Source organism: Nocardia miyunensis NBRC 108239 (genome assembly GCF_001613065.1).
GTDB lineage: Bacteria > Actinomycetota > Actinomycetes > Mycobacteriales > Mycobacteriaceae > Nocardia > Nocardia miyunensis.
Genome location: NZ_BDBQ01000051.1, coordinates 52,754 through 76,236, shown reverse-complemented (window position 1 = coordinate 76,236; position 23,483 = coordinate 52,754). Strand labels below are relative to the sequence as shown.

Sequence of the window (23,483 nt, the reverse complement as noted above, 5' to 3'; positions counted from 1 at the left end):
CTGCCCGGACTCCTACGGGCTGGCCTGTCGGGTATGCAGATCGGCGCGGAACCGCCTGAGCAACAACACCGCGGTCGCCCCGAACCCCGCGCACAACCCGAGCCAGATCCCGTATCCGCGCCAGTGCAGCAGATAGGCGGCGATCAGCATGACCGGAATTCCCACGCCCCAGTAGCCGATCAGCGTGATGCGCAGACTCGAGGTGGTATTGCCCAGACCGCGCAGCAATCCGACGCAGATGTTCTGCGCGCCCTTGAGATATTGATGCGCGATGGCGAACCACAGCAGCCCGGTCGCGGTCGCCACCACGCCGGCACCGGCGCCGTGCAGGAACGGAGCCACCACCACCCGCGGTGCGAGACAGTACAGGAGTCCGAACGCCGTCATGGTCACGACGCTCACGGTGAGCACCCTGCGCGCGATATCCCCGGCCTCGTGCCGGTCACCGCGCCCGACGCTGCGGCTGACCAGAATCGAAGACCCTTGGGACAGACCGATGTTCAGCTGATAGACGATATAGGCGAGCTGGTTGACGATATTGCTCGCGGCCAGCAGCTCCGGACCGAAGATGCCCATCAGTACGGTCGCAATGGAGGTGATGGCGGCCTCGTTGCCGTAGGTGAAGGCGATCGGCGTGCCCATTCCGACGACGCGGCGAACGGTCGGCCGGTCGAATTTCCACAGGTCCAGCGCGAGCAGTCCGGTGAGTTGCGCTTCCCGCCGGATCTGCAGGTGCAGCGCGACCAGGGTGAACACCTGCACGAGCGTGGTGGCCAGGCCGATACCGGTCGCCCCGAGCTTCGGCAGACCGAGCCAGCCGTAGATGAACGCGGCGTCCAGCAGCGCGTTGACCGCGATCGAGATCAGCGTGACGCGCAGCAGCGAACCGGGCCTGCGCATGCCGACCGTGAACTGCCGCAACACATTCAGCCACAGCATCGGTATCAGCCCGGGTGCGAGCGCGATCATCATCGGGCGCGCGATGTCGACCACTTCGCGACGTTGCCCGAACAGCGGCAGCGCGCAGCCGAGCCCGATCAGGATGACCGCGGCCAGGACCGAAACAAGGGTCGCGACGAGCAGTCCGGCGCGGACCAGATCCCGGATCTCCGTTCGCGCCTCGTCGTCGAGTTCCTCACTGCCGGTGCGCTTTTCACCGCGGCCGACCGCACCGGCGATCTGATTGCCGATTCCGGTGACCATGCCGACGCTCATGGTGCGCAGCTGGTTGTAGAGCAGGATGGCCAGACCGCCCGCGGCGATCGCGGTGACGCCGAGCAGGCCCATCATCGCCAGATCGACCGTGGTCAGGGCGACCTGGGCCAGCTGGATCCCCGCGATCGGGGAGGCCAGCGCGATGACGGGCCGGTAGTCGCGCAATCGGCCGGTGGGATCGCCGAGCAGTGCGGACATCACGCGCCCGCCTTCCGGCACAGATCCGCGGCCGCGATGTCCACCGAATCGGCGTAGGCGTCGAGCAGGCGGTGCAGCCGCCGGTGGGCGGCCTCGTCGAGGAGGCCGCGCGCGCGGAGCCAATCGTCGTCGTACATGGTGTCCAGATATTTCTCCCCGGCATCGCAGACGAGCACCACGATCGTGCTGCCCGCCGGAACCAGGGCCAGGCGGCGCAGCGCGAGACTGATTGCGGCGCCGGCGGTTCCGCCGATGAGCAGTCCGGTGCGGCGGGCGACGACGCGCGCGGTGGTGAAGGCCGCGACATCGCCGATCGGGACGCCCTCATCGATGCAGCTGTAGTCGACATTGCTGCCCACGGTGAATCCGGGCGGGCTGCCCGCGCCGGTCTGCCAATAACTGCCGCCGGGACCGCCGAAGATGATCGAGCCGACCGGCTCGACCCCGATCGTGGTGACCGGCACGCCCAGGCGGCGCAGCTCGCGGGTCGTGCCGCACAGCGATCCGCCGGTGCCGACCGCGCCGACCAGATAGTCGATCCGATCGAGCGCGTCGACCAATTCCCCGGCGAGTTCGGTGTATCCGTCGTTGTTGGCGGGATTGTTGTGCTGGTCGGGGCGGAAAGCTCCGGTGCGGGCGGCGATCTCGTCCGCGACGCGGCGTCGCTCCACGGTGCTGGGCCCGCCGGTGGAATCGCCGTCGACCAGGACCAGTTCGGCCCCCATCGCGGCCATCACACGCAGTTTGTCCCGTGCGGCATGCGAATCCACCACCGCGGTGAAGCGGTATCCCCGCTCCAGCGCGATCATGGCCAGGCCGAGACCGGTATTGCCGGAGGTCGGTTCGACGATATGACCGCCCGGCCGCAGCCGGCCGGTGCGTTCCGCCGCGAGGATCATCTGGCGGGCCATCCGGATCTTGCCGGAGCCGGTCGGGTTGAACTGTTCGAGTTTGAGCAGCAACCGAGTGCCCGAACCGGTTCGGGTGAGTTCCAGCAGGGGCGTATCACCGACGAGAGCGGACGCGTGATCCGCGATCGCTGTGGTCGATCGGCTGATCGTGGTCAGCATGGTGGCGTTCCTCCGAGTCGCGGCGGCATCAGTGGGACTCGATCGACCAGGTGTATCGGCCGTCTCGAGGGTGGACACGGACCTTGGGCGGCAGCGGCAGCTGATGGAAGCCGCTCTCGTTCTTGTCCATCTGATATCCGGCGGTATTGGGGTAGACGATCAGATCGCCGTAGCGCGGCGACCGCTCGAAAGCTATTTTGCGCCAAGTCAATACGTCGTACTCCAGGCAGCTTGAACCGGCGATGAAGGCGGCGATCGGCCCCCCGCCCCCGGCTGGGTCCGCGGCCGGGCCGGCGGGCCACAGCAGCGGATCGGGCAGGAATTCACTGCCCTTCCACTGTTCGGAGATGCTCATGCTGAGCCCGCCGACGGTGACGGCGAAGTGGTCGCCGCGGGCCTTGCACCCCTGCACCGGGAACACCGAGAAACCGGCCTGATCGAGCAGCGCTCGGCCGGGTTCGCACAGCAGCCGGGTGTCGGTTTCGGCGAAGCGCGGACCGACCTGTTCCAGGACCGCGGCGAGCATGTCCGCGCCGACCGGCGCCTGATGGTAGGGGTAGAAGCGGGTGAATTGCTTCGCGGCATGGAACCATTCGTCGGAGTAGTCGTCCTGGAAACGCCGCCAGTCGTCGGAATCGACGTAGTCGCAGGCGAATCCGCCGCCGATGTCGATCGACGTGGCGGCCAGGCCCCTCGCCCGCGCGTCCAGGCAGCGGTCGATCAACTCGTTCGCCAGCTCGGCTCGCGGTTGCGGCGCATAGCCGTCGAGGTGGAAGGAGAAACCGTCCATGGTGATGTCCTCGCGCACCTGCACACAGCGTTCGAGGGCGCGATCGAGCTGCTCCGAATCGAGTCCGAATCGGCTGTTCGGGCCGGTCGGCGGCAGTACCCGCAGCAGAATCCGGGCGGCGACGCCGAGGCCGATGAGCCGCTCGAGTTCATCGAGATCATCGATGGCGACGAGGCATTCGTGCCGGGCGGCCAGCCAGAGCAGTTCGGTGGATTTGGCGGGCCCGGTCACCACGATGTCGCGACCGCGCACACCGTGGCCGAGCGCGTGCACCAGTTCCGGAGCGCTGGCGACGTCGACCCCGCCGTCGTGCCGGGCGCACGCGTCGAGCCAGGCTCCGGCCTTGTTCGCCTTCTTGCCGAAGTAGATTCGGCCCTCGACACCAGCGGCGCGCAGTGCGCCGCGGAACGCGTCGAGATTGGCGGCGAACCGATCGGGATCGATGACGTGGAACGGACCGCCCACCGCATGCGCGATATCGCCGAGCAGCGCGGGATCGGATTGCACCGACACCGCCCACTCCGACTGCCGGGCCACCAGTGCGGGAGCGACATTCGGCGCTGTGATCTGGTTCGACACTGTTATTTCCATAACTCGACGTTCTGTCCTCGGCCGGCTGCGATGGCACGGGTGGCGAACGCGTGCGCGACCGGGATGTCGGTGATGATCATGCCGCTGGAGAAAGCGAACACCCGGTCGCCCGGCGCGCGGCGGCCCGGCGCCCGACCGGCGATGATGTCGGGCAGCACCGCGTCGACGCGCACCTCTCCCCCGGACGCCAATCGTGTTCCGGTGACGCCCAATTGGCCGATGCTGGTGGTGATGTTGTAGTCCGAATCGCGCATCGCGCCCGCCGCGACGCCCTTGCTGGCGACCGAGATCATCAATCCGCCCGGCGGCAGCCACCGCACATCGATCGGCGGATGCGCGGCCCGGCCCGAGGCGACGACCACGATGTCCGAGGCTTCGACCGCCTCGCGCACATCCTCGACCAGCTCCAGCTCACGATCCGGAAAATGTTCGTGCAGTATGCGTTTCGAGGACGCGATGCCATCGGGATGGGTGCCGAACAGCCGGACGGTCGCCAGATCCGGCAGCACGGTCAGCAGATACGGCAGCGTGTTCACACCCTGCACCCCGGTGCCGATCATCAACGCCGAGCGCGCCCCCGGTGCGGCACACTCCCGTGCGATCAAGGCGGTGGTGGCCGGTGTGCGCGAGGCGCCGACGCGCTGGCAATCCAGCAGCGCGAACGGCTGTCCGGTGGCGTCGTCGTACAAAGTGATTGTGGTGTAGTACTTCTCGTTGGTCTGGCTGCCCTGGCGATACGAGGTCTTGAAGCCGAGATGTTCGAGATTCGCGTCGTAGCCGAGCATCGAATACGACACCGAATCACGCCGCTCGTCGGGCAGCGGCATCATCAGTTTGGTCGGGCATCGGGAGTCGCCTCGTGCGAACGCGAGGTAGCCGTCCTCGACGGCACTGATCACATCCGACGGGGACACCTGCAGGTCCGCCAGATCGCTCCGGGTGAGGATATGCATGGGGATGCGGTCCAATCGTGGTGCTGGGAATCCGCTGAGAAGACGCGGCGACTCGAAGGCTAGCCTTACCTAATCAGCAACTGCAAGGACTTAAGAAAAGTCTTGTTCAGGGCAATTTTTCGGCTTGCCCGTCGCTGTTGACATCATCCGAGCCCGGTACCTAGCCTTTCAGAAGATGAGGGAAGGCTAACCAAATATGCGGAAAAACATGTCGTCCGGTGCGAGTCGGCAACCGGGCAGTTCACTGACCGCGTTCCGGCCGCCGGGACGGGCACTGTCGATCACGGTCCTGCTCACCACGATCCTGGTACTGTTGATCACCAGTTGCAGTCCGAGCGCCACCACCGCGTCGAGCGGACACGAGACGACGATCACCGACGCGCTGGGCCGCAAAGTCCAGGTGCGACTGCCCGCACAGCGGGTGCTCCTGGGCGGACAGCGCCTGATCTACACCACGGCATTCCTGAACAAGGACGACCCCACGCGCGACGTCGTGGGCTGGCCGGACGACCTGCTGCAGAACGACACCGACACGTATCACAAGTACCGGGAGCGCTTTCCGCAGCTGGACAAGGTCACCACCACCGGCGAGATCTCGGCCGGATCGCTCTCGGCCGAGCAGGCGCTACAGCTGCGTCCGGACGTATTCGTAGTCAGCGCAGCGAGTTTCAAGGCCGCGCAGGACGCCGGGATCGTCAGCAAGCTCGAAAAGGCCGGTATCCCAACGGTTGTCATCGACTACTTCGTCGACCCCGTCGCGCACACCGTGCCCAGTATTCGCGCACTCGGGCAGATCTTCGGCCGGGAGCAGCAGGCGCAGGCGTTCATCGACTACTACCGATCCAAGGTGACGATGGTGCGCGATCGACTGGCCGCCGCGCATGCGACACCGACACCGGCCTTCCTCTGGCGAGCGCCTGGTTACTATGATTGTTGCTCGACTTTCGCGCGCAGCAATCTTGCCGCACTCGTCACCGCGGCCGGCGGCACCAACCTCGGCGACGAGTTGCTCTCCACCCCGCAGGGCACGCTGTCGCCGGAGAAGATCCTCGAGCGCAATCCCGCGGTCATCATCGCCACCGGCGCCAACTGGGCGCCCGGCAAAACCCCGGTCAAGGCGGGCGGTTTCGTGGCGCTCGGCTACGACGAGACCCCCGACGCCGCGCGCGGCCAACTGGCCTCGGTCGTGTCGAAACAGCCGGGCTTCGACACCCTCGCCGCGGTCCGCGACCATCGCACCTTCGCGCTGTGGCACCACTTCTACGACTCGCCGTACAACTATCTGGCCGTGGAGTGGATGGCGAAGTGGCTGCACCCCGAACTGTTCGGCGACGTCGACCCCAGCGCCGAACTGACCGAGCTGCATACGAAGTTCCTGCCGATCACCGCCGGCGGCACCTTCTGGACGGGGCTGTCATGATCACGGTGAACCGGACGCCGGTCGAACGAGCGGTCACCGCGGGGGCCGGATACCGGGCCCTGGCCCGCCGCCGGATCCTGATCGTCGCCGCGCTCGCGGTGCTCACGGTGGCGGTGTTCTGCGGCGACGTCATGATCGGCGGCGCGCCGATGCCCGCGGGCGATCTGCTCCGGGCAGCCTTCACCCCGGGGCAGGCTCCCGCCGTAGACGACCAGATCGTCTGGGGCATAAGGCTTCCCATGTCGGTCACCGGCATCCTCGTCGGCGGCGCGCTGGCCGCGGCCGGTGCGGGCATGCAGACGATCCTGAACAATCCGCTCGCCGAGCCCTACACGCTCGGCGTCTCCGCCGCCGCGGGATTCGGCGCGGCGCTGGCCGCCGTCACCGGCTTCACCAGCCTGCTGCCGCTGGGCAACGAACTCGGAATGGCGGGCAGCGCATGGATATTCGCGATCGCGGCCTGCCTGATCATTCTCGGCTTCAGCCGGTTGCGGGGCACGGGGGCCGAGACCATGATCCTGCTGGGCATCGCCATCGTCTTCCTGTTCAACGCGCTGCTCGCGCTGATGCAGTACGTCGCCTCCGAGGTGCAACTGCAGCAGGTCGTGTTCTGGACCCTCGGCAGCCTCAGCCGCGCGACGTGGCCGCAGATCGGCACGCTCGCGGTCGTCACCGCGGTGCTGCTGCCCTTCTTCTATTGGCAGGCATGGACATTGACCGCGTTCCGGATGGGTGACGACCGCGCCAACGCGCTCGGCGTGCCGGTCGATCGGATGCGCACCATCGCACTGATCGGCGTCTCGCTGCTGGCCGCCACCGCCGTATCGATCGCGGGCACAATCGGTTTCATCGGACTCGTCGGACCGCACATCGCGCGGATCCTCGTCGGCGAGGACCAGCGGTACTTCCTCACCGCCTCGATCCTGAGCGGCGCGACCCTGCTCACCGGCGCCTCGATGGTGAGCAAGATCGTCGTGCCGGGCGTGATCATCCCGGTCGGCGTCATCACCTCGCTGGTGGGCGTTCCGGTATTCCTGCTCATCATCATGACCCGGCGACAGCGGACGTGGACATGACCATCACCGTCGAGAATCTCGACTTCACCTACGGCCGCACGCCCATCCTGCGGTCGATATCCCTTCCGGCGTTCCGGCCAGGCGCGATGTACGCGGTCGTGGGACCCAACGGGGCCGGTAAGTCCACGCTGCTGCGCTGCATCGCGGGACTGCACCGGCATTCCGGGACGGTCGCCCTCGGCAACGGCAACGGGTCCTCCCCTGGTCGGCACGGTTCCGTGCTGTATCTGCCGCAGGATCCACCGCCCGCCACGACACTGACCGTCTTCGAGAACGTGCTGCTCGCCTTTCAGCAAGGGGCCGGATTCCGGGTCGAACGCAGCACCGTGGATCTGGTGGCCGATGTCCTGGAACGGGTCGGGCTCACCGCGGTCGCCGGACGCAAGATGGCACATCTGTCCGGCGGGCAACGACAATTGGTCAGCCTCGCGCAGGCCATCGTGCGACGACCTTCGGTGCTGTTACTCGACGAACCGACCAGCAGCCTGGACCTGCACAATCAACTGAAGATGCTCGAACTCGTCCGGCAATATGCCGAAGAACAACCCGCGGTCGTGATCACGACAATTCACGACCTGACCCATGCGGCGCGTTTCGCCGATAGCGTCGTTGTTCTGCGGGACGGGACCGTGCACACCGTCGGGACGCCACGCGAAGTGATCACCGAGGATATGCTGCGTCAGGTCTACCGCGTCAACGCGCGAATCCACTTCAGCGACGACGATACGCTCGCACTGATGGCGACCTCGGCATACGTCACGGAGGTCTGATTTGTGTTCCCGCTCGTCACGCCGCCCAAACCAGGATGCCGGTCACCCTTCTCATAGTCCTCTAATATAGCTTTCTCTATTATTTCCGCATGGACGCCTTTGGAGTTCTCGGCAACCCGACTCGCCGACAAATTCTCGAATTACTCGCATCGGGAGAGAAGAGTTCCGGAGCGATCACCCGAACGATCAGCGTACAGCGCGGAATTTCCGAAGCAGCGGTATCCCAACATCTCAAAGCGTTACTCGACAATGGCCTGGCAACGGTACGCCCCGCCGGTATGAACAGGTTCTACGCCGTGAATATCGACGGCCTGCACAGCCTGACCGCATGGCTGTCCCAATTTCCCCAGCCACCCCTCCAGGATCACCGCCCTTCCCCACCCCAGCAACGCCGAACCCAGTACAGATACCCGTCGACCGATCGATCCCCCTACGGGATGCCCGCCGTGCACGCCCGACAGGCCAAGTGAGCGCGGCAGTACGAAACCAAGCACCGACACCGGCCCCTCGCACCTTGTTCCACCAGCCCCAGACAACGCCGACATCTGGTTTGCGGCGCGGCTCGCCGCCCGGACGCGTGGCGGGTGCGAGGAACGAGTGCCCGACACGGGGCCGGGCGGTGAGCCACAAGGGCGCCGCAAACCCGCCGGAGCGAAGCGGAGGCCGAAAATACAGCAGGCAATTAAACTCACCCCTATGTCCGAACATGATGTCCTCGCGCGAATCACCGAACTGGTGGATCGGGAGCATCAGCTCCGGTCCAAGGCGGCAGAGGGGGCGCTCGGTCAGGAGGCCGAGCGGGCGCAGCTGGCCGAGCTCGAGGTGCAGCTCGACCAGTGCTGGGATCTGCTGCGGCAGCGGCGGGCCCGCATCGACCAGGGCGGCGATCCGAATGATGCCCAGGTCAACCCGGCCAAGCAGGTCGAGGGATACCTGCAGTAACAGCTACCATCGTGCCCATGGCAGAGATTTCCACTGCGGACGGTGTGGTTCGGGGCCGGCGCGGCCGTCATGTGGTGCGCTGGCGTTCGATTCCCTATGCGGCCGCACCGGTCGGCGAGCTGCGATTCCGGGCTCCGCAACCGGTGCAGCCCTGGCAAGGGGTGCGCGACGCCACCGAATTCGGCTTCGCCGCGATGCAGCATCGCTCGGGCGCACGGATCGGGCCGCGCACCATCCAACCGACAGCCGAGGATTGCCTCACGCTCAACGTGGTCGCCCCGGCGGAACCGTCCTCGGCTCCGCGACCGGTCATGGTGTTCATCCACGGCGGCGCGTACCTGATCGGCACCTCGGCGCTGAGCCTGTACTCGGGCACGCGCCTGGCGACTCTCGGTGACGTCGTCGTCGTATCGATCAACTACCGGCTCGGCGCGTTCGGCTACGTCGATTTCAGCGAATTCTCCACACCCGAACGGCCTTTCGACTCCAACCTCGGCCTGCGCGACCAGGTCGCGGCGCTCGAGTGGGTGCAGCGCAACATCGCCGCATTCGGCGGAGACCCGGACAACGTCACGATATTCGGCGAATCCGCGGGCGCGCACGCGGTGCTCTCACTGCTGGCCACGCCCGCGGCGGCCGGACTGTTCCATCGCGGTATCGCCCAGAGCGCACCCGCCGACTGGGGGATTTCCGCCGAACAGGCCCGGCTGTTCGCGCGCACCTGTATCGAAAAGCTCGGCGCCACACCGGAAAACGCGGCGAAGGTGCTCGGTGAGGCCAGTGCCAACGATATCCGCAAGGCGGTGGAATCCCGGCTGGGCAAGTGGTCCCACCAGTATCCGGGCACCTTCGCCGCATCCCCGGTCGTGGACGGCGACTATCTGCCCGAGGCCCCGATCGATGCGATCGTGAACGGCACGGCGCATCCGCTGCCGCTGATCATCGGCACCAATCGCAACGAGGCGACGCTGTTCGCGCGGTTCGACGACACCCTGCCCACCACCGAGGAACGCATGTGCGCGGTCCTGACCGGTTCCGAAGGCGCCGAATCCCGTATCGCCGCAGCCTATCCCGGCTATCCCGCGCCGAAGACGGCGGTGCGGGCGGGCGGTGATTTCGTCTTCTGGCGGCCATCGCTCGAGGTCATGGCCGGGCACAGCCGATACGCGCCGACCTACGCCTACCGCTTCGACTTCGCACCTCGGGCGGTGCGGCTGGCCGGTTTCGGCGCGACGCACGCACTGGATCTGATCCCGGTCTTCGGCGGCGTGAACTCCGCGGTCGGCCGAGTGCTCACCGCGGCGGGCGGGCGCAAGGGTTTCCTCGCGGTGCAACGCGAATTCCAGGACAACTGGCTGGCTTTCGCGCGCACCGGCAGTCCGCTGCCGTCCTGGCCCGCATACAGCGAGCAGCACCGCGTCACCCGCGTGATCGACTCACCGCCGCGACTCGAGGTGGATCCGGAGAAGTCCAAACGCCTTGCCTGGGAAGGGGTTCGGGTCCCGGCCGTGAGCTGAGCCGCTACTTCGCCAGGGCTCCGGCCAGGACGGTGGTCACCATCCTGGCGACCTCCGCGGACTCCGGTGGCGCGCCCCTATCGGCGAAACGCAGATGCCCCGCGCCGATCAATGTCGGTGCGAGGGTATCGATATCGGCGTCGGCGGTGATGCGCCCGAGTTCGCGCTCACGCCGCAGGTAGGCCGCGATCATCTCGCCCGCCTCGCGCAGCAGCGGGATTCCGGCCTGTTCGGTGCGGCGCAGCCTGGCGCGCAGTTCGTCGCGGAAGATGACGAGGCTGACGATCGACACGGCGACGGCGCCGAACAGATCCGTCAGTGCGGCGGTGAGATTCGCGACGACCGTGCCGGTCCCGGCGGACTCCTCCAGCGCGTGCGCCTGCGCGCCGATCCGGGCGATCCGGTCCCGGACGAGTTCGGCCAGGAATTCGTCGAAATCCGTGAAGTGCCGGTGCAGTACGCCCTTCGCGCAACCCGCCTCCGTCGTGACGGCCCGGCTGGTCAGCGCGTCGGGACCGTCTCGCAGCAGGATGCGTTCGGCCGCATTGAACAACTGCTCGCGCACATCGCGCAGGGCCACTCCCGTGGGCACCGGCACCCCTTTCCGCTCAGGGCGAACTCGATCGACCACCCGGATCATTGTCGAGTGGGCATGCGCCCATTACCGTGGGCGTATGCCCACTCTACCTTCCGAACAGCCGCGATCCCGACCCGCACCGGCCGATACCCCCTCGGCGAGCACACCGCACGAGGCCCGCGCCATAGCCGAATCCTTCGGCGCGGACGCCGCCCGCTACGACCGCACACGCCCGCCCTATCCGGCGGAGCTGATCGAACGAATCCGCGATACCGCGCCGGGCGGTGAGATCCTCGACGTCGGCACCGGTACCGGCATCGTCGCGCGGCAGTTCCGCGGCCTCGGCTGCACGGTGCTCGGCGTCGAACCGGACGCGCGGATGGCCGAATTCGCGCGCGGAACCGGGATCGAGACCGAGGTGGCCACCTTCGAGAAGTGGGAATCGGGCGGTCGGCGATTCGACGCGGTCGTCTCGGGAACGGCATGGCACTGGGTGGATCCGGTCGCCGGAGCCGCGCGGGCCGGGCGGGTGCTGCGTCCCGGCGGGCTGCTCGCGCCGTTCAACCACGTCTTCCAGATGCCGCCCGAGGTGGCCGAGCGGGTGCACGCGGTCTACCGGCGAGTGGTACCCGACTCGCCGTTCGCCGATCAGCCGGCCCGCCCGGCGCTCGACGTCTACCAGGCATTCTTCGATACCGCCGCCGACGGCATTCGGCAGAGCGGCGCGTTCGGGGAGCCGGAACGGTGGCAGCACGAGTGGCGACGCACCTACACCCGCGACGAATGGCTGGACCAGCTGCCCACGACCGGCATGTTCACCAGGCTCGAACCGGATCGTCTGGCCGAGATCCTGGCGGGCGTGGGCGCGGCCATCGACGACCTGGGCGGCAGCTTCACGATGCCGTACACGACCGTCGCGGTCGCCGCCGTGCGCAAGCGCGGCGATCTATAGATCCTGTTGCCCCCCAACAGGATTCATCCATGTGACAGTGCACTGACTCGGCGCTCCGGCAGGATTGCTCACATGTGGCTGGAGAGCAGCGGACCCGCACTCCGGCCGAGCCCGGGGCCGAGCTCACGCCGGGGCGACGACCGATCCGGGTGCGACGATGACAATCGGACCGGGATACACGGCACCGCAATGCTTTTGCCGGATCTCCCCAGACTGGACGCCCGATTTTTCGACGGCGCAAGCTCGGGCGAGACGCGATCAACACCGCGAGGCGTCGGCTCGCACCCCCTGGGACAGTGGTAGATTCGGCCAATTCCTCCGAGACGCCCGATTCGCAGGGCGGATTTGCTTGCCCGTTGCGCCGCACTCTGCCAAGATTGAAGGGGCGGTTCGCGTACTGTCTCTCGATTCCCCTGGAAGAGCGAGGAATTCGTATGCACACCAGTTCTTTCGTGATGTGCGGTTGTTGCCGCCACCCCAGGGGCGCCTTCGATTCGGTCTGCCCACCGCCGAATTCCGCGCCATCGAGCACGTAATGCATACGACTGAAAGGCATTCGAGGCGATCCGTCGCCGAATCAGCCACATCTTCGATCGGGGAGGAGCGCCATGGCCAATGGTCTGGATTATGCCGGAGGAATTCCCGGAGGTGCGGCCATCGCGGCCGCCGGATATCGATTCGTCTGCCGCTATCTCTCCTCGGGCGGCGCCGGTCTACCCGGAAAACTACTGACCCCGGCCGAGGCGGACGACTTGCGCGCCCACGGAATCGACATCGTCTCCAACTGGGAGACCTATGCCGACAGGATGCTGGAGGGATATGACGCCGGGCGCTCCGATGCCCAGGCAGGGCTGAATCAGGTCCTCGCCTGCGGCGGATCCGCGGACCGGCCCATCTATTTCTCCGCCGACTTCGACGCCACACCCGAACAACAGACCCCGATCAACGCCTATCTGCAAGGTGCGGCAACGATTCTCGGCACGAACAACGTGGGCATCTACGGCGGCTACTGGCCCGTCTCGCGGGCACTGGATGCAGGCGTGGCCACCTGGGCCTGGCAGACCCAGGCGTGGAGCGGCGGGAATCAGGATCCGCGCATCAATATCCTGCAGAACGTCTCGCTCGGATACGCCTACGTCAATGGCGTCGAATGCGATATCAACCAATCTCTGAAAGATGATTACGGCCAGTGGAGCTTAGGAGGAGATATGCAATTGAGCGACACCATCACCGACGCGTACGGAAATCAGGTCTCCGTCGGTGACGCCTTGAAATGGCTGCTCTACCATACGGATCTGACCATCGATCAGATCGGCGGCGCGGGCACCCGGGATGCGATTCCGGCCGTATTCGCCGGATGGCCGCAGCTGAACGGCCGCACGATCGTGGACGCGCTCGCGGAGATCGGTGCGCACCTGGGCATTGCGGGATATCAGCCGCCCGCGAGTAAAGCGTGAGACTCACTTCAGCAACCGCGACATGCGCCGGTCTGCGAGGATCTTGCCGCCGGTCTGGCACGTCGGACAGTACTGAAACGACTTGTCCGCGTAGACGACCTCGCGCACGGTGTCACCGCAGACCGGACAGGGCAGCCCGGTGCGGGCATGCACGCGCAGCCCGGATCGCTTCTCGCCCTTGAGTTTCGCCGCCTCCTGGCCGACCGATCGAGCGATCGCGTCGGTGAGGATCTCGCGCATCGCCGCGTACAGCCGCTCGACCTCCTCGGGGGTCAGGCGGTTGGCGGTGGCGAACGGGGAAAGCTTTGCCGCATGCAGGATCTCGTCGGAATAGGCATTGCCGATTCCGGCGATCACCGCCTGATCGGCCAGGACGGTCTTGAGTCGCTGGGCCGTGCCGTGCAGCAGCGCCGCGAACTGCTCGCCGGTGACCTCCAGCGCGTCCGGGCCCAGGCGGGCGATACCGGGCACCGTCCATGGGTCCTCGACGATCCACACGGCGAGGCGCTTCTTCGTCCCCGCCTCGGTCAGATCGAATGCCGGGGTCGCCCCCTCGGGAGTGAACAGATGCACCCGCAGCGCCAGCGGCCCCTTCCCCTGTTTGGGCGGGGTGCGACCCGGCTCATCGAGCCAGCGCAGCCACCCGCCCCGCGACAGATGGGTGATCAACCACAGCCCACCGCAGTTCAACCCCAGATGCTTGCCCCAATGTCCCGCCCCGGTGACATCACGGCCGGACAGTGCGGTGACCGGCGGATCGAACGTCTTGAGCACACTGAGCGCCGCGACATCCACCCGCCCCACCACCGCACCCACCGCATGCTCGGCCAGGAACCGCTCGAGCGCCACGATCTCCGGTAATTCGGGCACCCCTGCACACTACCGGCGACTACCGACAAACCCGGCCCGAAATCCCCGCGACCGTCGCCGGCCTGCTCGATGCACCGAGCTGACCGCCGTCGGCCGGATTCCGACCGGAATCGGCCAGGGCCCGCGAATTCCACACCCACCGGCACCGCGCTGGAAAGCGCGACCAGTTCGGCAGCCCGAAGCGCCGATCCTCCGTACGAGTGACGAGGATCAGGTCGCTCAGCCGACGTCCCGGCGCAACAGGTAGATATCCATGATCCACCCCTTCGCCTCGCGAAGTTCGTTGCGGCGCTGGAGGATTCGTGATTCCACCGCGCGCAGCGGACCCGCGATGAGTTCCTCGTCGGGCATGCCGAGATACGCGCCCCACCAGATCTGCACGTCGTCGCCGGGGATTCCGGCGAACGAGGTTTCGCCGTCGAGCATGACCACCGTGGGCACACCGGGCGGTAACCCCTCCTCGCGCAGCCGACGACCGGTGGTGATGTGCACCGGCTCGCCGATCTCGTGCAGCACGATCCGATGCCGCGCGGCCAGGGCCTGCGCGCTGGTCACCCCCGGAATCACCTCGTAATCCAGCGGTGTGCGGGCATCGACCCGCTCGATCATCCGCAACGTGCTGTCGTACAGCGACGGATCCCCCCAAACCAAGATCGCCCCGACACCGTCGTGTTCGGCGAACGCCTCCCCCAGCAGCGCCGCGCGCCGCTCGTGCCAATCCCGCACGACATCGCGATACTCCCCGTCCGCGACGGTCCGCTCGCGCGGCGGATCGGCGATCTCCACGACCCGGTACGCCCGATCCATATGCGCGGCCAGAATCGCGGTCCGCACCTCCACCAGCTCCCGTTTCGCCTCACCCTTGCCGATGACGTAGAACACCTCGGCCCGCCGCATCGCCGCGACAGCCTGCACCGTCACCTGCTCCGGATCCCCTGCCCCGATCCCGATCACATAAAGCTTCCGCACACCCGCAAGCTTGCCAAACCACCCCGACCAGCAACCTCCCGGTACACCGTCCCCGACATCCGCGACCGAATTGCCGAAAGCAACACAGCGGCATCACCGTCCGCTCCTCGCGGCAGCGCACCGCCCGGCGGACGCACCCCGCGCGAACTGCGTAAGCTTCCAGTCATGGAGGACTCGCGGCTCGTCACGGTGCCGGATACGGCATCCGGCGTCGTTCCCGATACGCAGTACGAGGATCTGCTGCGGTTGGTGCTCAGCACGGGGACGCCGAAAACCGATCGGACCGGGACCGGGACGCGCAGTGTGTTCGGTCATCAGTTGCGGTACGACCTGTCGGCGACATTTCCGCTGATCACCACGAAGAAAGTGCATCTGAAATCGATCGTTTACGAACTGCTGTGGTTCCTGCGCGGCGATTCCAACGTGGCGTGGCTGCACGAGCACGGCGTGAGCATCTGGGACGAATGGGCCGATCGGAAGGGTGAGCTGGGTCCGGTCTACGGGGTGCAGTGGCGGTCCTGGCCGACGCCCGACGGCTCGCAGATCGACCAGATCTCCGAGGTCCTGCACACCCTGCGCACCAATCCGGACTCGCGGCGAATGATCGTCTCGGCGTGGAACGTGGCCGATCTGGACCGGATGGCGTTGGCTCCCTGCCACGCGCTGTTCCAGTTCTACGTCGCCGATGGCAAACTCTCCTGCCAGCTGTATCAGCGCAGTGCGGATCTGTTCCTGGGGGTGCCGTTCAACATCGCCAGTTATGCCCTGCTCACCCTGATGGTCGCCCAGCAGACCGAACTGGCGCCCGGTGAGTTCATCTGGACCGGCGGGGACTGCCACATCTACGACAACCACGTCGAGCAGGTGCGCGAACAGCTCGAGCGGGAGCCGTACCCGTTCCCGCGGTTGCATCTGCGCCCCGCGCCTTCGCTGTTCGACTACGAGTACTCCGATGTGGAAGTGGTCGGCTACCGGCATCACCCGGCGATCAAAGCGCCGGTCGCGGTATGACGCAGATCGGATTGATCTGGGCTCAGTCGCGGAACGGCGTGATCGGCCGGGACAACACGATTCCCTGGCACATCCCGGAGGATATGGCCCACTTTCGGAAGGTCACCGGCGGGTACCCGGTGGTGATGGGACGTCGCACCTGGGATTCGCTGCCCGAACGTTTCCGTCCGCTGCCCGGACGCCGCAATATCGTCCTCACCCGGCAGCCGGACTGGTCCGCCGCCGGGGCCGAGCGCACCGATTCGCTGGAACAGGCGTTGCGCGCGTCCGGAGCGGATCCGCTGTGGGTGATGGGCGGCAGCGAAATCTACCGTGCCGCAATGGAATACGCGACCGATCTGATGGTCACCGAGGTGGACGCGGAGATCGACGGCGACGCCTACGCGCCGGTCATCGGCCCGGAGTGGATCGCGCAGGACGGTCCGTGGGCGCAGTCGTCCACCGGTCTGCGCTTTCGCATCCGGCACTACACCAGACGCTGAACATCGAATTGCAATGTGAAACAGCACGTTCTCGTCCGGCGCCTGCGGCATACTCACGACTATTCAACCCGTGACAACTCGCACGGCGCAGGCGTGAAAGGCTGTTCATGGACAAGAAATCGCTGACCGCGGTGGCCCGCCAGCAACTCAAACTGGCCGCGGCGAATACCAGTGGGCGCAGCTCCCAGACCCTGTGCGGTGGCCACACCCATTCGCTGCGGCAGACCGTCATCGCGCTGACCGCGGGGCAGAGCCTGGCCGAGCACGAGAATCCCGGCGAGGCCACCCTGCAGGTGCTGTCCGGCACGCTCACGTTGTTCAGCGGGGCCAACGAGTGGAAGGGCTCGCCGGGTGATCTGCTGATCATCCCCACCGCCCGGCACAGCGTGTCCGCGGTCGAGGACGTCGCCTTCCTGCTGACGGTCGCGAAATAGGGAGTGCGCGGACCCATTCCGCGTGATTGTCGGTGTGCCCCCGTACGCTGTCGATCATGAGTGAGTCGCAGCCGATCCTCGATCCGCTCAGCCCGGCCGCCCTGTTCCTGGTCGCCACCATCGACGAGGGCGGCGAGAATACCGTTCGCGATCTGCTGGCGGATCTGTCGGGACTGCGCCGTTCGGTCGGCTTCCGTCTACCCGGAGCGAATCTGGCCTGCATCACCAGTATCGGTTCCGCGGCCTGGGATCGGCTGTTCGCCGGCCCGCGCCCGGCCGAACTGCACGAATTCCCCGCCTACGAGGGGCCAACGCACACGGCTCCGGCCACTCCAGGGGATCTGCTGTTCCACATCAAGGCCGAGGGCCAGGACGCCTGCTTCGAATTGGCGATGGTGATCGGCGACCGGCTGCGCGGTGCGGCCACCATCGTGGACGAGACGGTCGGATTCCGCTATTTCGAACAGCGCGATCTGCTCGGTTTCGTGGACGGCACGGAGAATCCGGAGGGTGCGCTCGCGGCCTCGACGGCGCTGATCGGCGAGGAGGATCCGGTGTTCGAGGGCGGCAGTTACGTCATCGTGCAGAAGTACCTGCACGATCTGGTGACCTGGAACGCGCTGCCGGTGTCCGAGCAGGAACTGGTGATCGGCCGGACCAAGCTGGGTGACTACGAGCTGTCCGACGCGGACAAGCCGGCGAATTCGCACGTCGCGGTCAATACGCTGTACGACCCGGACGGTACGCAACGTCAGATTCTGCGCGCGAACATGCCCTTCGGCAGTGTGCGCGAAGGAGAATTCGGCACGTACTACGTCGCCTACGCCGCGACGCCGAGCGTCACCGAGCGCATGCTCGAGCGGATGTTCCTGGGCAGCGACGAGGCCGCGTACGACCGCATCCTGGATTTCTCCACAGCGGTCACCGGGACCTCGTTCTTCACCCCGCCCGCGGGATTCCTGGACGACCTGCCCGATCCCCCGGACGCGGCCGCCGAACCCGCGGGCGCACCTGTGGCCGCGAGCTCCGGGGACGGCTCTCTCGGTATCGGCACATTGAAGAAGGGCCCGGCATGATCGGGTCGAGTACGCGAGCGGTCCGGCCCACAAGTCCGGCCACGTCGAAAGGACTCCAGCGATGAACAACCTGCACCGCGAACTCGCACCGATCACGTCCGAGGCGTGGTCGGCGATCGAGGACGAGGCCAAGCGCACGTTCAAACGGCATGTCGCGGGGCGTCGCGTGGTCGACGTCTCCGGCCCGCACGGCTCCGAGTTCTCCGCGGTCGGACTGGGCCGCACCACCGTCATCGACCCGCCGGACGCCGGCATCGTGGCGCGGCAGCGGCAGGTCGCGCCGGTGGTGGAGCTGCGGGTGCCGTTCACGCTCGCGCGCGAGGAACTCGACAATGTCGAGCGCGGCGGGAAGGACACCGATCTGGACGCGGTCAAGGATGCCGCGCGCAAGATCGCCTACGCCGAGGATCGCGCCATCTTCGAGGGATACGCGGCCGCGGGCATCACCGGGATCCGGGCGGCCTCCTCCAATGATCCGATCGCCCCGCCCGCCGATGCGCGGCAGGCTCCGGAGGCGATCGCGCAGGCCGTCACGGCGCTGCGGCTGGCCGGTGTGGACGGGCCGTACTCGGTGCTGCTGAACGCCGATCTGTACACGGCGGTCAGCGAGACCTCCGATCACGGCTATCCGATCCGCACCCACATCGAACGCCTCATCCCGGAGGGCGACATCATCTGGGCCCCGGCCATCGACGGTGCGTTCGTGCTGACCACGCGCGGCGGAGACTTCGATCTGCAACTGGGACAAGATCTTTCGATCGGCTACCTGTCGCACGACGCGGAGACGGTGCAGCTGTACTTCCAGGAGAGCCTGACCTTCCTGGTGTACACCGCCGAGGCCGCGGTCGCGCTGCGTCCCTGAGCCGCGGTTCCCGAGCAGCGGCCCCGTACCACAGCCCCGGAACAGCGGTTCCCCGGACCACGGTCCCGATCCACGATCCCGGCGCCGCGGGCTCCGAGCTCGCGGTCCACGATCCGGTGGGCCCGACCTCGGTACCCCGGCTACGCGATGCCCGGTACGGTGCTGTCGGTAGGCAGGAAGGACCGAGGGCGATGGTACGTGCGGGTGTGGTGCCCGGACAGCGGGCGCTGATCTACGGCACGCTGGGTGTTCTGGCGACGGCGCTGGTCTGCGGGGGGATCGTGGCCGCGTTCGGGTTGAACCGGGTGTTCACCGGACTGTTCGCGGGCATCGCCGTCGGGATCGCGGTGTTGGTCGCGCTGTTCGGGCGCGATGTGGTGGTGCTCAGCGATCGGACGATCTCCCGGCGCACCCCGCTGCGCGAGAGCGATATCGCCTGGGATCGGGTGGTGGCCGGGCGGTTCACTCTCGACGAGCGGGCGCGCTGGGCGCTGGCGCTGGACCTGTCCGGCGGCGACGAGCGGCACGGCGAGCTGGTCCTGCTGTCCATCCCGCCGGTGGTGCGGCCGATATCCAACGCCTATGAGCACCGCAAACGCGAACAGGTCGCGCAGATCCGGAAAATGCTGCGGCACAAGAATGTTCCGGTGACCGTGCTGCCCGAGATCGCGAACGCCCTGCACGAACACTGGAAGCTCGCGCCGCCCACCACCCGCTGACGGACCGAACACGAAGGTGGACACCATGATTCGCACCGCGGCACTGGCGTACGTCCGCGACCGCCGTCTGCTGCAGGCACGTTCGGCGGGCAAGGACGTGTTCTACATGGCGGGCGGCAAGATCGATCCCGGCGAGACCCCGGTCCAGGCCCTGCACCGCGAGGTCCGCGAGGAACTCGGCGTCGAGGTCACCGAATATGCCGAACTCGGCGTCTTCGAATGCGAGGCTTACGGGCACGCACCCGGCACCGCCCTGCACATGACCTGCTTCACCGCCGACCTCGGCGGCAACCCCCAGCCCACCAGCGAAATCGCCGAACTCCGCTATTTCACCGTCGGGGAATACGCCGCCATGCCACACGTCGCCCCGGGCTCGATGCTGATCTTCCGCCATCTACACGAACTGGGACTCGTCGACTGGTGATACCGCTACTCACAGATGCGGGAATTGCGTTGCGGCCGTAGGGCTGTCGAGGCCAACGCCCGTATCACGCGATCATCCCGTGCTGCCGGAAGCATCGCCCCGGGGCTCACCGGGTGCCTCACCCGCGTCCTCGCCATCGGTCCCATCGGACGGCGTTCCGGCCGGCCTGCTCGACGCCACTTCGGCACCATCCGGACTCGCTCCGCTGTCGGCCGCACCGTCCGATGGCCCCGCGACAGCTCCCGAACTCCCTCCGGCTTCCGACGCACTCCCCGAGGCCCGCTCGACATCGGCGGCATCGCCCGGGACTCCAGTGGTCGGAACTGTGCGCCTGGGCATTCCCGCACTTCCCGGGAGGCGGGTGGCGGCGAACAAGCCCAGCAGCAGGATCACCGCGGCGACCAGCAGGGCGGCTCGGGTGGCGTCGGTGAAACCGCGGGCGAGAGCGTCGACGACGGCGGTGTCGGCGTGGTGGGCGCGCAGGGCGGCGATCGCGCCACCGGCCGAGTCGTGCGTGGCGATGGTGACCTCACGGGCCGTACGAGGCGGCAGGCCGTGGATCGCGGAGAGGCGATCGGGCAGCGCGTGCCCGATCGAGAGGGACAACGCGCCGCCGAGGATCGCCACGCCCAGGGAAGCGCCGAAACCGCCCAGCGTGGCCTGGCTGGCGCGGGCGCGTCCGGCGGCTGCACGCGGGGTTCCGGCGAGGGTGACCGCGGTGAGATGTGCGCAGGTCAGGCCCAGGCCGACGCCGTAGCAGACCAGCAGGACCGCGACCCACCAGGGCGAGATGTCGGCAGTGATGCACAGCGCGGTCAGCGCGATGGCGACAGTCTGAATCGCCAGGCCCAGGCGCACGATCCGCACCCGCCCCAGTTCGGCCACCGGACCTCGGGCGACGAGAGCGCCCAGCAGCGTCCCCAGCGCGGCCAGCGCGATGACCAGGCCGCTGCGCAGCGTGGACAAGCCCAGCACGTCGACCAGATACAGCGGCAGTACGAACAGCAGACCGAAGACGGTGAGCGCGCTCGCGAACGAGGCCGCCGCACCCCACCGGAACGCCGGTGCAACGAACAGCGAAAGATCCAGCAGCGCAGGCCGATTCACCTGACCACGATGATGCTCCCAGAGCAGGAACAGCGCCAGCAGCACGAGTCCGAGCACCAGCAGCACCGGGCCGGGCGAGGCCGACGCACGCGCCGACCAGTGCAGTCCGAACACCTCGAACGTCCGCAGCGGCCGCCCCCAGCCGTAGGCGGCCCCCTCGATCAGCGCGAAGACGACTACCGCGAAACCCGCTGCGCCGAGCAGGAATCCGTCCACGTCCAGGCCGCGTTCCGCGGTGCGGACCTCGGGAACCACGGCGAGGATGCCCGCCAGCAGCACCGCGCCGATCGGCACGTTCAGCAGAAAGATCCACGGCCAGGTGAACGAGGTGGTCAGCCAGCCGCCCAGCAGCGCCCCGAGCACCGCGACGACACCGAGCGCCACGCCGCCGGCGGTATGCGCGAGGGTCCGGTCGCGGCCGCGGAACACCGCGTCGATGGCGCTGAACACCCCCGCCGGAATACACGCCGCCCCCGCGCCCTGCACGATTCGGCCCCAGATCAGCAGGTCCGGATGATGGGCGGCCGCGGCGAGCAGACTGCCCGCGACGACCAGCACCACACCGATAGCCATGAGTGTGCGCATCCCCACCCGGTCGCCCACTCGCCCGGCGGTGATCAGCAGTGCCGCGAAGACCACCGAATAGGCGCTCAGTATCCACTGCGCCGCGGCGAACCCGAGTCCGGTGGCGGCGATGACCGCGGGCAGCGACACCCCGACGATGGTGGCATCGAAGACCAGGGTGCCCGCCGCCAGCGCGAGCACCCCGAGCGCAATCCAGCGCGTCCTGCCACGTAGCGGTTCCGATCCGACCTCGGTGTCCGTCATGCGCCGCTCCCGCCGTCGTTCGACAACAGTGGAAGCCTCAGTTTACGGCTCGTTTGCTAGAAATTGTCTGGCACTGCCGAGATCACCGATCCGACCCGCCGACGGCGAGCACCGCGTGGGCGACCGCCAGGCCGTGCGCCGCGCCGCCGGTGCGGCCCGGACCGTTCAGGCCGCTTCGGCACAGGGCATTGTCCAGCCGGGCGGTCCACTGCGGATACAACGCGGTCAGGACCGTGTGCGCGGCGACCGCCATGGCCGTCTCGGGCGCAGCCTCCGGCTCCGGAACCGGCGGTTCGGCCAGATAGCTGCGATACGGGACCGAGGCGATACTGCGATACGCCTCGTACATGGCCAGATGAGTCATCGCGAGCGCACGGGCCATCCCTCCGACATCGACGTGCTCCGGCTCGTCCATCCCGAGCACCTGATCGTTCCAGTACAGGATCTGATCCACCGTCTGTTTCCCTATTTCGCTGGCCGCAGCACAGGCCCGCATGCACTGTCGCGACCCGACGGACGATCCGTCCCATCCCACGATCCGCCGATCCCCCGCGGAAATCCGCAGTACCGCACTACCTGTATCCCCGAGCTACACCGCATCCCAACCCGAGTACCCGTTGATCATGATTCGAACCGGAACCCACCGCCAAACAACGAATACCGCGACATTCGAGCCCGGATCCCCCGAACGGCCGATCGCACGGCCGGTTGCGGCGCACTCTGCCGCTTGCCCGCAGTCGAGCATCCAGGACATATCCGACGCTCGATCACGACACCGGATGCTCCGTGTCCGGACGTCGACGTCACCGCGCGGACACCCGTGAGAAGTCAGCGCATGAGCGTTGCCGGATCCACGGTGAATTCGAACGGCGAGTGCAGAGTTGCCGCCGTCCCGGCGGCCACGCGGTGGGTGAGCTGGTACTCGCCGTCGTCGCCGCGAATGTACGCGAACAGGACCGGCAATCCCTCACCGGGGAGGCGGCCTTTGAACGAGTTGATCTCGATACCCCAGTAGTTCGGGATTCCGGCCTCCGCATACATGAGCGGTTTGACCATGCGGTCCTGCATCGTCGTCGAGGTCGAGACAACCTCGACGGCTAGGACAACCTGCGCGGCAGGCAATCCCCGACAGGCTCCGCCGGTGAAGAGTGCCGGATGTGCGGCACTCTTCAC

Annotated in this window: 25 protein-coding genes; 15 read left to right on the top strand and 10 right to left on the bottom strand. The window is 67.3% G+C overall.

What is annotated here, in order from left to right; all coding sequences use genetic code 11:
- Positions 1–12: 12 nt before the first annotated feature.
- From NM2_RS22355 to NM2_RS22340, 4 genes are read right to left on the bottom strand one after another with little or no spacing between them, the layout of a single operon-like run.
- Complete coding sequence (locus NM2_RS22355; RefSeq protein WP_067672294.1) at positions 13–1,413, bottom strand: MATE family efflux transporter; 1,401 nt, start codon at positions 1,411–1,413, stop codon at positions 13–15.
- Positions 1,413–2,483, bottom strand: a complete 1,071-nt coding sequence (locus NM2_RS22350; protein WP_067672173.1) for a PLP-dependent cysteine synthase family protein — start codon at positions 2,481–2,483, stop codon at positions 1,413–1,415. Before NM2_RS22350 ends, NM2_RS22355 begins: the two co-directional genes overlap by 1 nt.
- A 28-nt stretch (positions 2,484–2,511) precedes the next feature.
- Complete coding sequence (locus tag NM2_RS22345) at positions 2,512–3,852, bottom strand: type III PLP-dependent enzyme domain-containing protein (protein ID WP_245718162.1); 1,341 nt, start codon at positions 3,850–3,852, stop codon at positions 2,512–2,514.
- Between the two features lie 2 nt (positions 3,853–3,854).
- Positions 3,855–4,817, bottom strand: a complete 963-nt coding sequence (locus NM2_RS22340) for an ornithine cyclodeaminase (protein WP_174575663.1) — start codon at positions 4,815–4,817, stop codon at positions 3,855–3,857.
- Positions 4,818–5,013: 196 nt separating this feature from the next.
- Between NM2_RS22340 and NM2_RS22335 the strand changes: the two genes are divergently transcribed.
- The 6 genes from NM2_RS22335 (at position 5,014) to NM2_RS22315 (ending at position 10,542) form a co-directional block, all read left to right on the top strand.
- Positions 5,014–6,237, top strand: coding sequence for an ABC transporter substrate-binding protein (locus tag NM2_RS22335; protein WP_245718161.1), 1,224 nt, complete (start codon positions 5,014–5,016; stop codon positions 6,235–6,237).
- Complete coding sequence (locus NM2_RS22330) at positions 6,234–7,313, top strand: FecCD family ABC transporter permease (RefSeq protein WP_067672164.1); 1,080 nt, start codon at positions 6,234–6,236, stop codon at positions 7,311–7,313. The genes NM2_RS22335 and NM2_RS22330 overlap by 4 nt, the downstream gene beginning before the upstream one ends.
- A complete protein-coding gene (locus NM2_RS22325) occupies positions 7,310–8,083 on the top strand; it encodes an ABC transporter ATP-binding protein (RefSeq protein ID WP_067672161.1) in 774 nt (257 codons plus the stop codon). The genes NM2_RS22330 and NM2_RS22325 overlap by 4 nt, the downstream gene beginning before the upstream one ends.
- Before the next feature lie 89 nt (positions 8,084–8,172).
- Positions 8,173–8,553 (top strand): ArsR/SmtB family transcription factor, encoded by a 381-nt coding sequence (locus NM2_RS47680; RefSeq protein WP_084531420.1) that lies wholly within the window; start codon positions 8,173–8,175, stop codon positions 8,551–8,553.
- Between the two features lie 226 nt (positions 8,554–8,779).
- Entirely contained in the window at positions 8,780–9,025 is a 246-nt protein-coding gene (locus NM2_RS22320; protein ID WP_067672158.1) for a DUF2630 family protein, read from the top strand.
- Positions 9,026–9,042: 17 nt separating this feature from the next.
- The gene (locus tag NM2_RS22315; protein WP_067672155.1) at positions 9,043–10,542 is read left to right on the top strand and encodes a carboxylesterase/lipase family protein; all 1,500 of its coding nucleotides are present in this window, start codon (positions 9,043–9,045) and stop codon (positions 10,540–10,542) included.
- Positions 10,543–10,546: 4 nt separating this feature from the next.
- On the opposite strand, the gene NM2_RS22310 is transcribed toward NM2_RS22315, so the two are convergent.
- Complete coding sequence (locus tag NM2_RS22310) at positions 10,547–11,134, bottom strand: TetR/AcrR family transcriptional regulator (protein WP_067672292.1); 588 nt, start codon at positions 11,132–11,134, stop codon at positions 10,547–10,549.
- Between the two features lie 82 nt (positions 11,135–11,216).
- Here NM2_RS22310 and NM2_RS22305 point away from each other — a divergent pair, with 82 nt between their 5' ends.
- Positions 11,217–12,071: a class I SAM-dependent methyltransferase gene (locus NM2_RS22305; RefSeq protein WP_067672152.1), complete on the top strand. Its 855-nt coding sequence runs from the start codon at positions 11,217–11,219 to the stop codon at positions 12,069–12,071.
- Positions 12,072–12,679: 608 nt separating this feature from the next.
- Positions 12,680–13,528 (top strand): DUF1906 domain-containing protein, encoded by an 849-nt coding sequence (locus NM2_RS22300; protein ID WP_067672149.1) that lies wholly within the window; start codon positions 12,680–12,682, stop codon positions 13,526–13,528.
- Between the two features lie 3 nt (positions 13,529–13,531).
- Here NM2_RS22300 and NM2_RS22295 read toward each other — a convergent pair whose 3' ends face one another.
- Complete coding sequence (locus NM2_RS22295) at positions 13,532–14,398, bottom strand: Fpg/Nei family DNA glycosylase (RefSeq protein WP_067672147.1); 867 nt, start codon at positions 14,396–14,398, stop codon at positions 13,532–13,534.
- Between the two features lie 219 nt (positions 14,399–14,617).
- Complete coding sequence (cobF, locus tag NM2_RS22290) at positions 14,618–15,367, bottom strand: precorrin-6A synthase (deacetylating) (RefSeq protein WP_067672144.1); 750 nt, start codon at positions 15,365–15,367, stop codon at positions 14,618–14,620.
- A gap of 165 nt (positions 15,368–15,532) precedes the next feature.
- Here cobF and NM2_RS22285 point away from each other — a divergent pair, with 165 nt between their 5' ends.
- The 7 genes from NM2_RS22285 to NM2_RS22255 all read left to right on the top strand — a co-directional run bounded on the left by NM2_RS22285 (position 15,533) and on the right by NM2_RS22255 (position 20,375).
- Positions 15,533–16,378 (top strand): thymidylate synthase, encoded by an 846-nt coding sequence (locus NM2_RS22285; protein ID WP_067672141.1) that lies wholly within the window; start codon positions 15,533–15,535, stop codon positions 16,376–16,378.
- Positions 16,375–16,860, top strand: a complete 486-nt coding sequence (locus NM2_RS22280) for a dihydrofolate reductase (RefSeq protein ID WP_067672138.1) — start codon at positions 16,375–16,377, stop codon at positions 16,858–16,860. The genes NM2_RS22285 and NM2_RS22280 overlap by 4 nt, the downstream gene beginning before the upstream one ends.
- A gap of 107 nt (positions 16,861–16,967) precedes the next feature.
- Positions 16,968–17,294, top strand: a complete 327-nt coding sequence (locus NM2_RS22275; protein WP_067672135.1) for a cupin domain-containing protein — start codon at positions 16,968–16,970, stop codon at positions 17,292–17,294.
- Positions 17,295–17,350: 56 nt separating this feature from the next.
- Positions 17,351–18,370 carry a Dyp-type peroxidase gene (locus tag NM2_RS22270; RefSeq protein WP_067672132.1) on the top strand — a complete coding sequence of 340 codons (1,020 nt, stop codon included), beginning with the start codon at positions 17,351–17,353 and terminating at the stop codon, positions 18,368–18,370.
- A 61-nt stretch (positions 18,371–18,431) separates the two neighbouring features.
- Entirely contained in the window at positions 18,432–19,232 is an 801-nt protein-coding gene (locus NM2_RS22265; RefSeq protein ID WP_067672129.1) for a family 1 encapsulin nanocompartment shell protein, read from the top strand.
- Between the two features lie 191 nt (positions 19,233–19,423).
- Complete coding sequence (locus NM2_RS22260) at positions 19,424–19,951, top strand: hypothetical protein (RefSeq protein WP_067672126.1); 528 nt, start codon at positions 19,424–19,426, stop codon at positions 19,949–19,951.
- Between the two features lie 25 nt (positions 19,952–19,976).
- Positions 19,977–20,375 carry an NUDIX hydrolase gene (locus tag NM2_RS22255; protein ID WP_067672291.1) on the top strand — a complete coding sequence of 133 codons (399 nt, stop codon included), beginning with the start codon at positions 19,977–19,979 and terminating at the stop codon, positions 20,373–20,375.
- Positions 20,376–20,447: 72 nt separating this feature from the next.
- Here NM2_RS22255 and NM2_RS22250 read toward each other — a convergent pair whose 3' ends face one another.
- The 3 genes from NM2_RS22250 to NM2_RS22240 all read right to left on the bottom strand — a co-directional run bounded on the left by NM2_RS22250 (position 20,448) and on the right by NM2_RS22240 (position 23,483).
- Positions 20,448–22,310: an MFS transporter gene (locus NM2_RS22250; RefSeq protein ID WP_067672123.1), complete on the bottom strand. Its 1,863-nt coding sequence runs from the start codon at positions 22,308–22,310 to the stop codon at positions 20,448–20,450.
- Between the two features lie 82 nt (positions 22,311–22,392).
- Positions 22,393–22,764 (bottom strand): hypothetical protein, encoded by a 372-nt coding sequence (locus NM2_RS22245; protein ID WP_157121240.1) that lies wholly within the window; start codon positions 22,762–22,764, stop codon positions 22,393–22,395.
- A gap of 374 nt (positions 22,765–23,138) precedes the next feature.
- The gene (locus NM2_RS22240) at positions 23,139–23,483 is read right to left on the bottom strand and encodes a Uma2 family endonuclease (RefSeq protein WP_067672117.1); all 345 of its coding nucleotides are present in this window, start codon (positions 23,481–23,483) and stop codon (positions 23,139–23,141) included.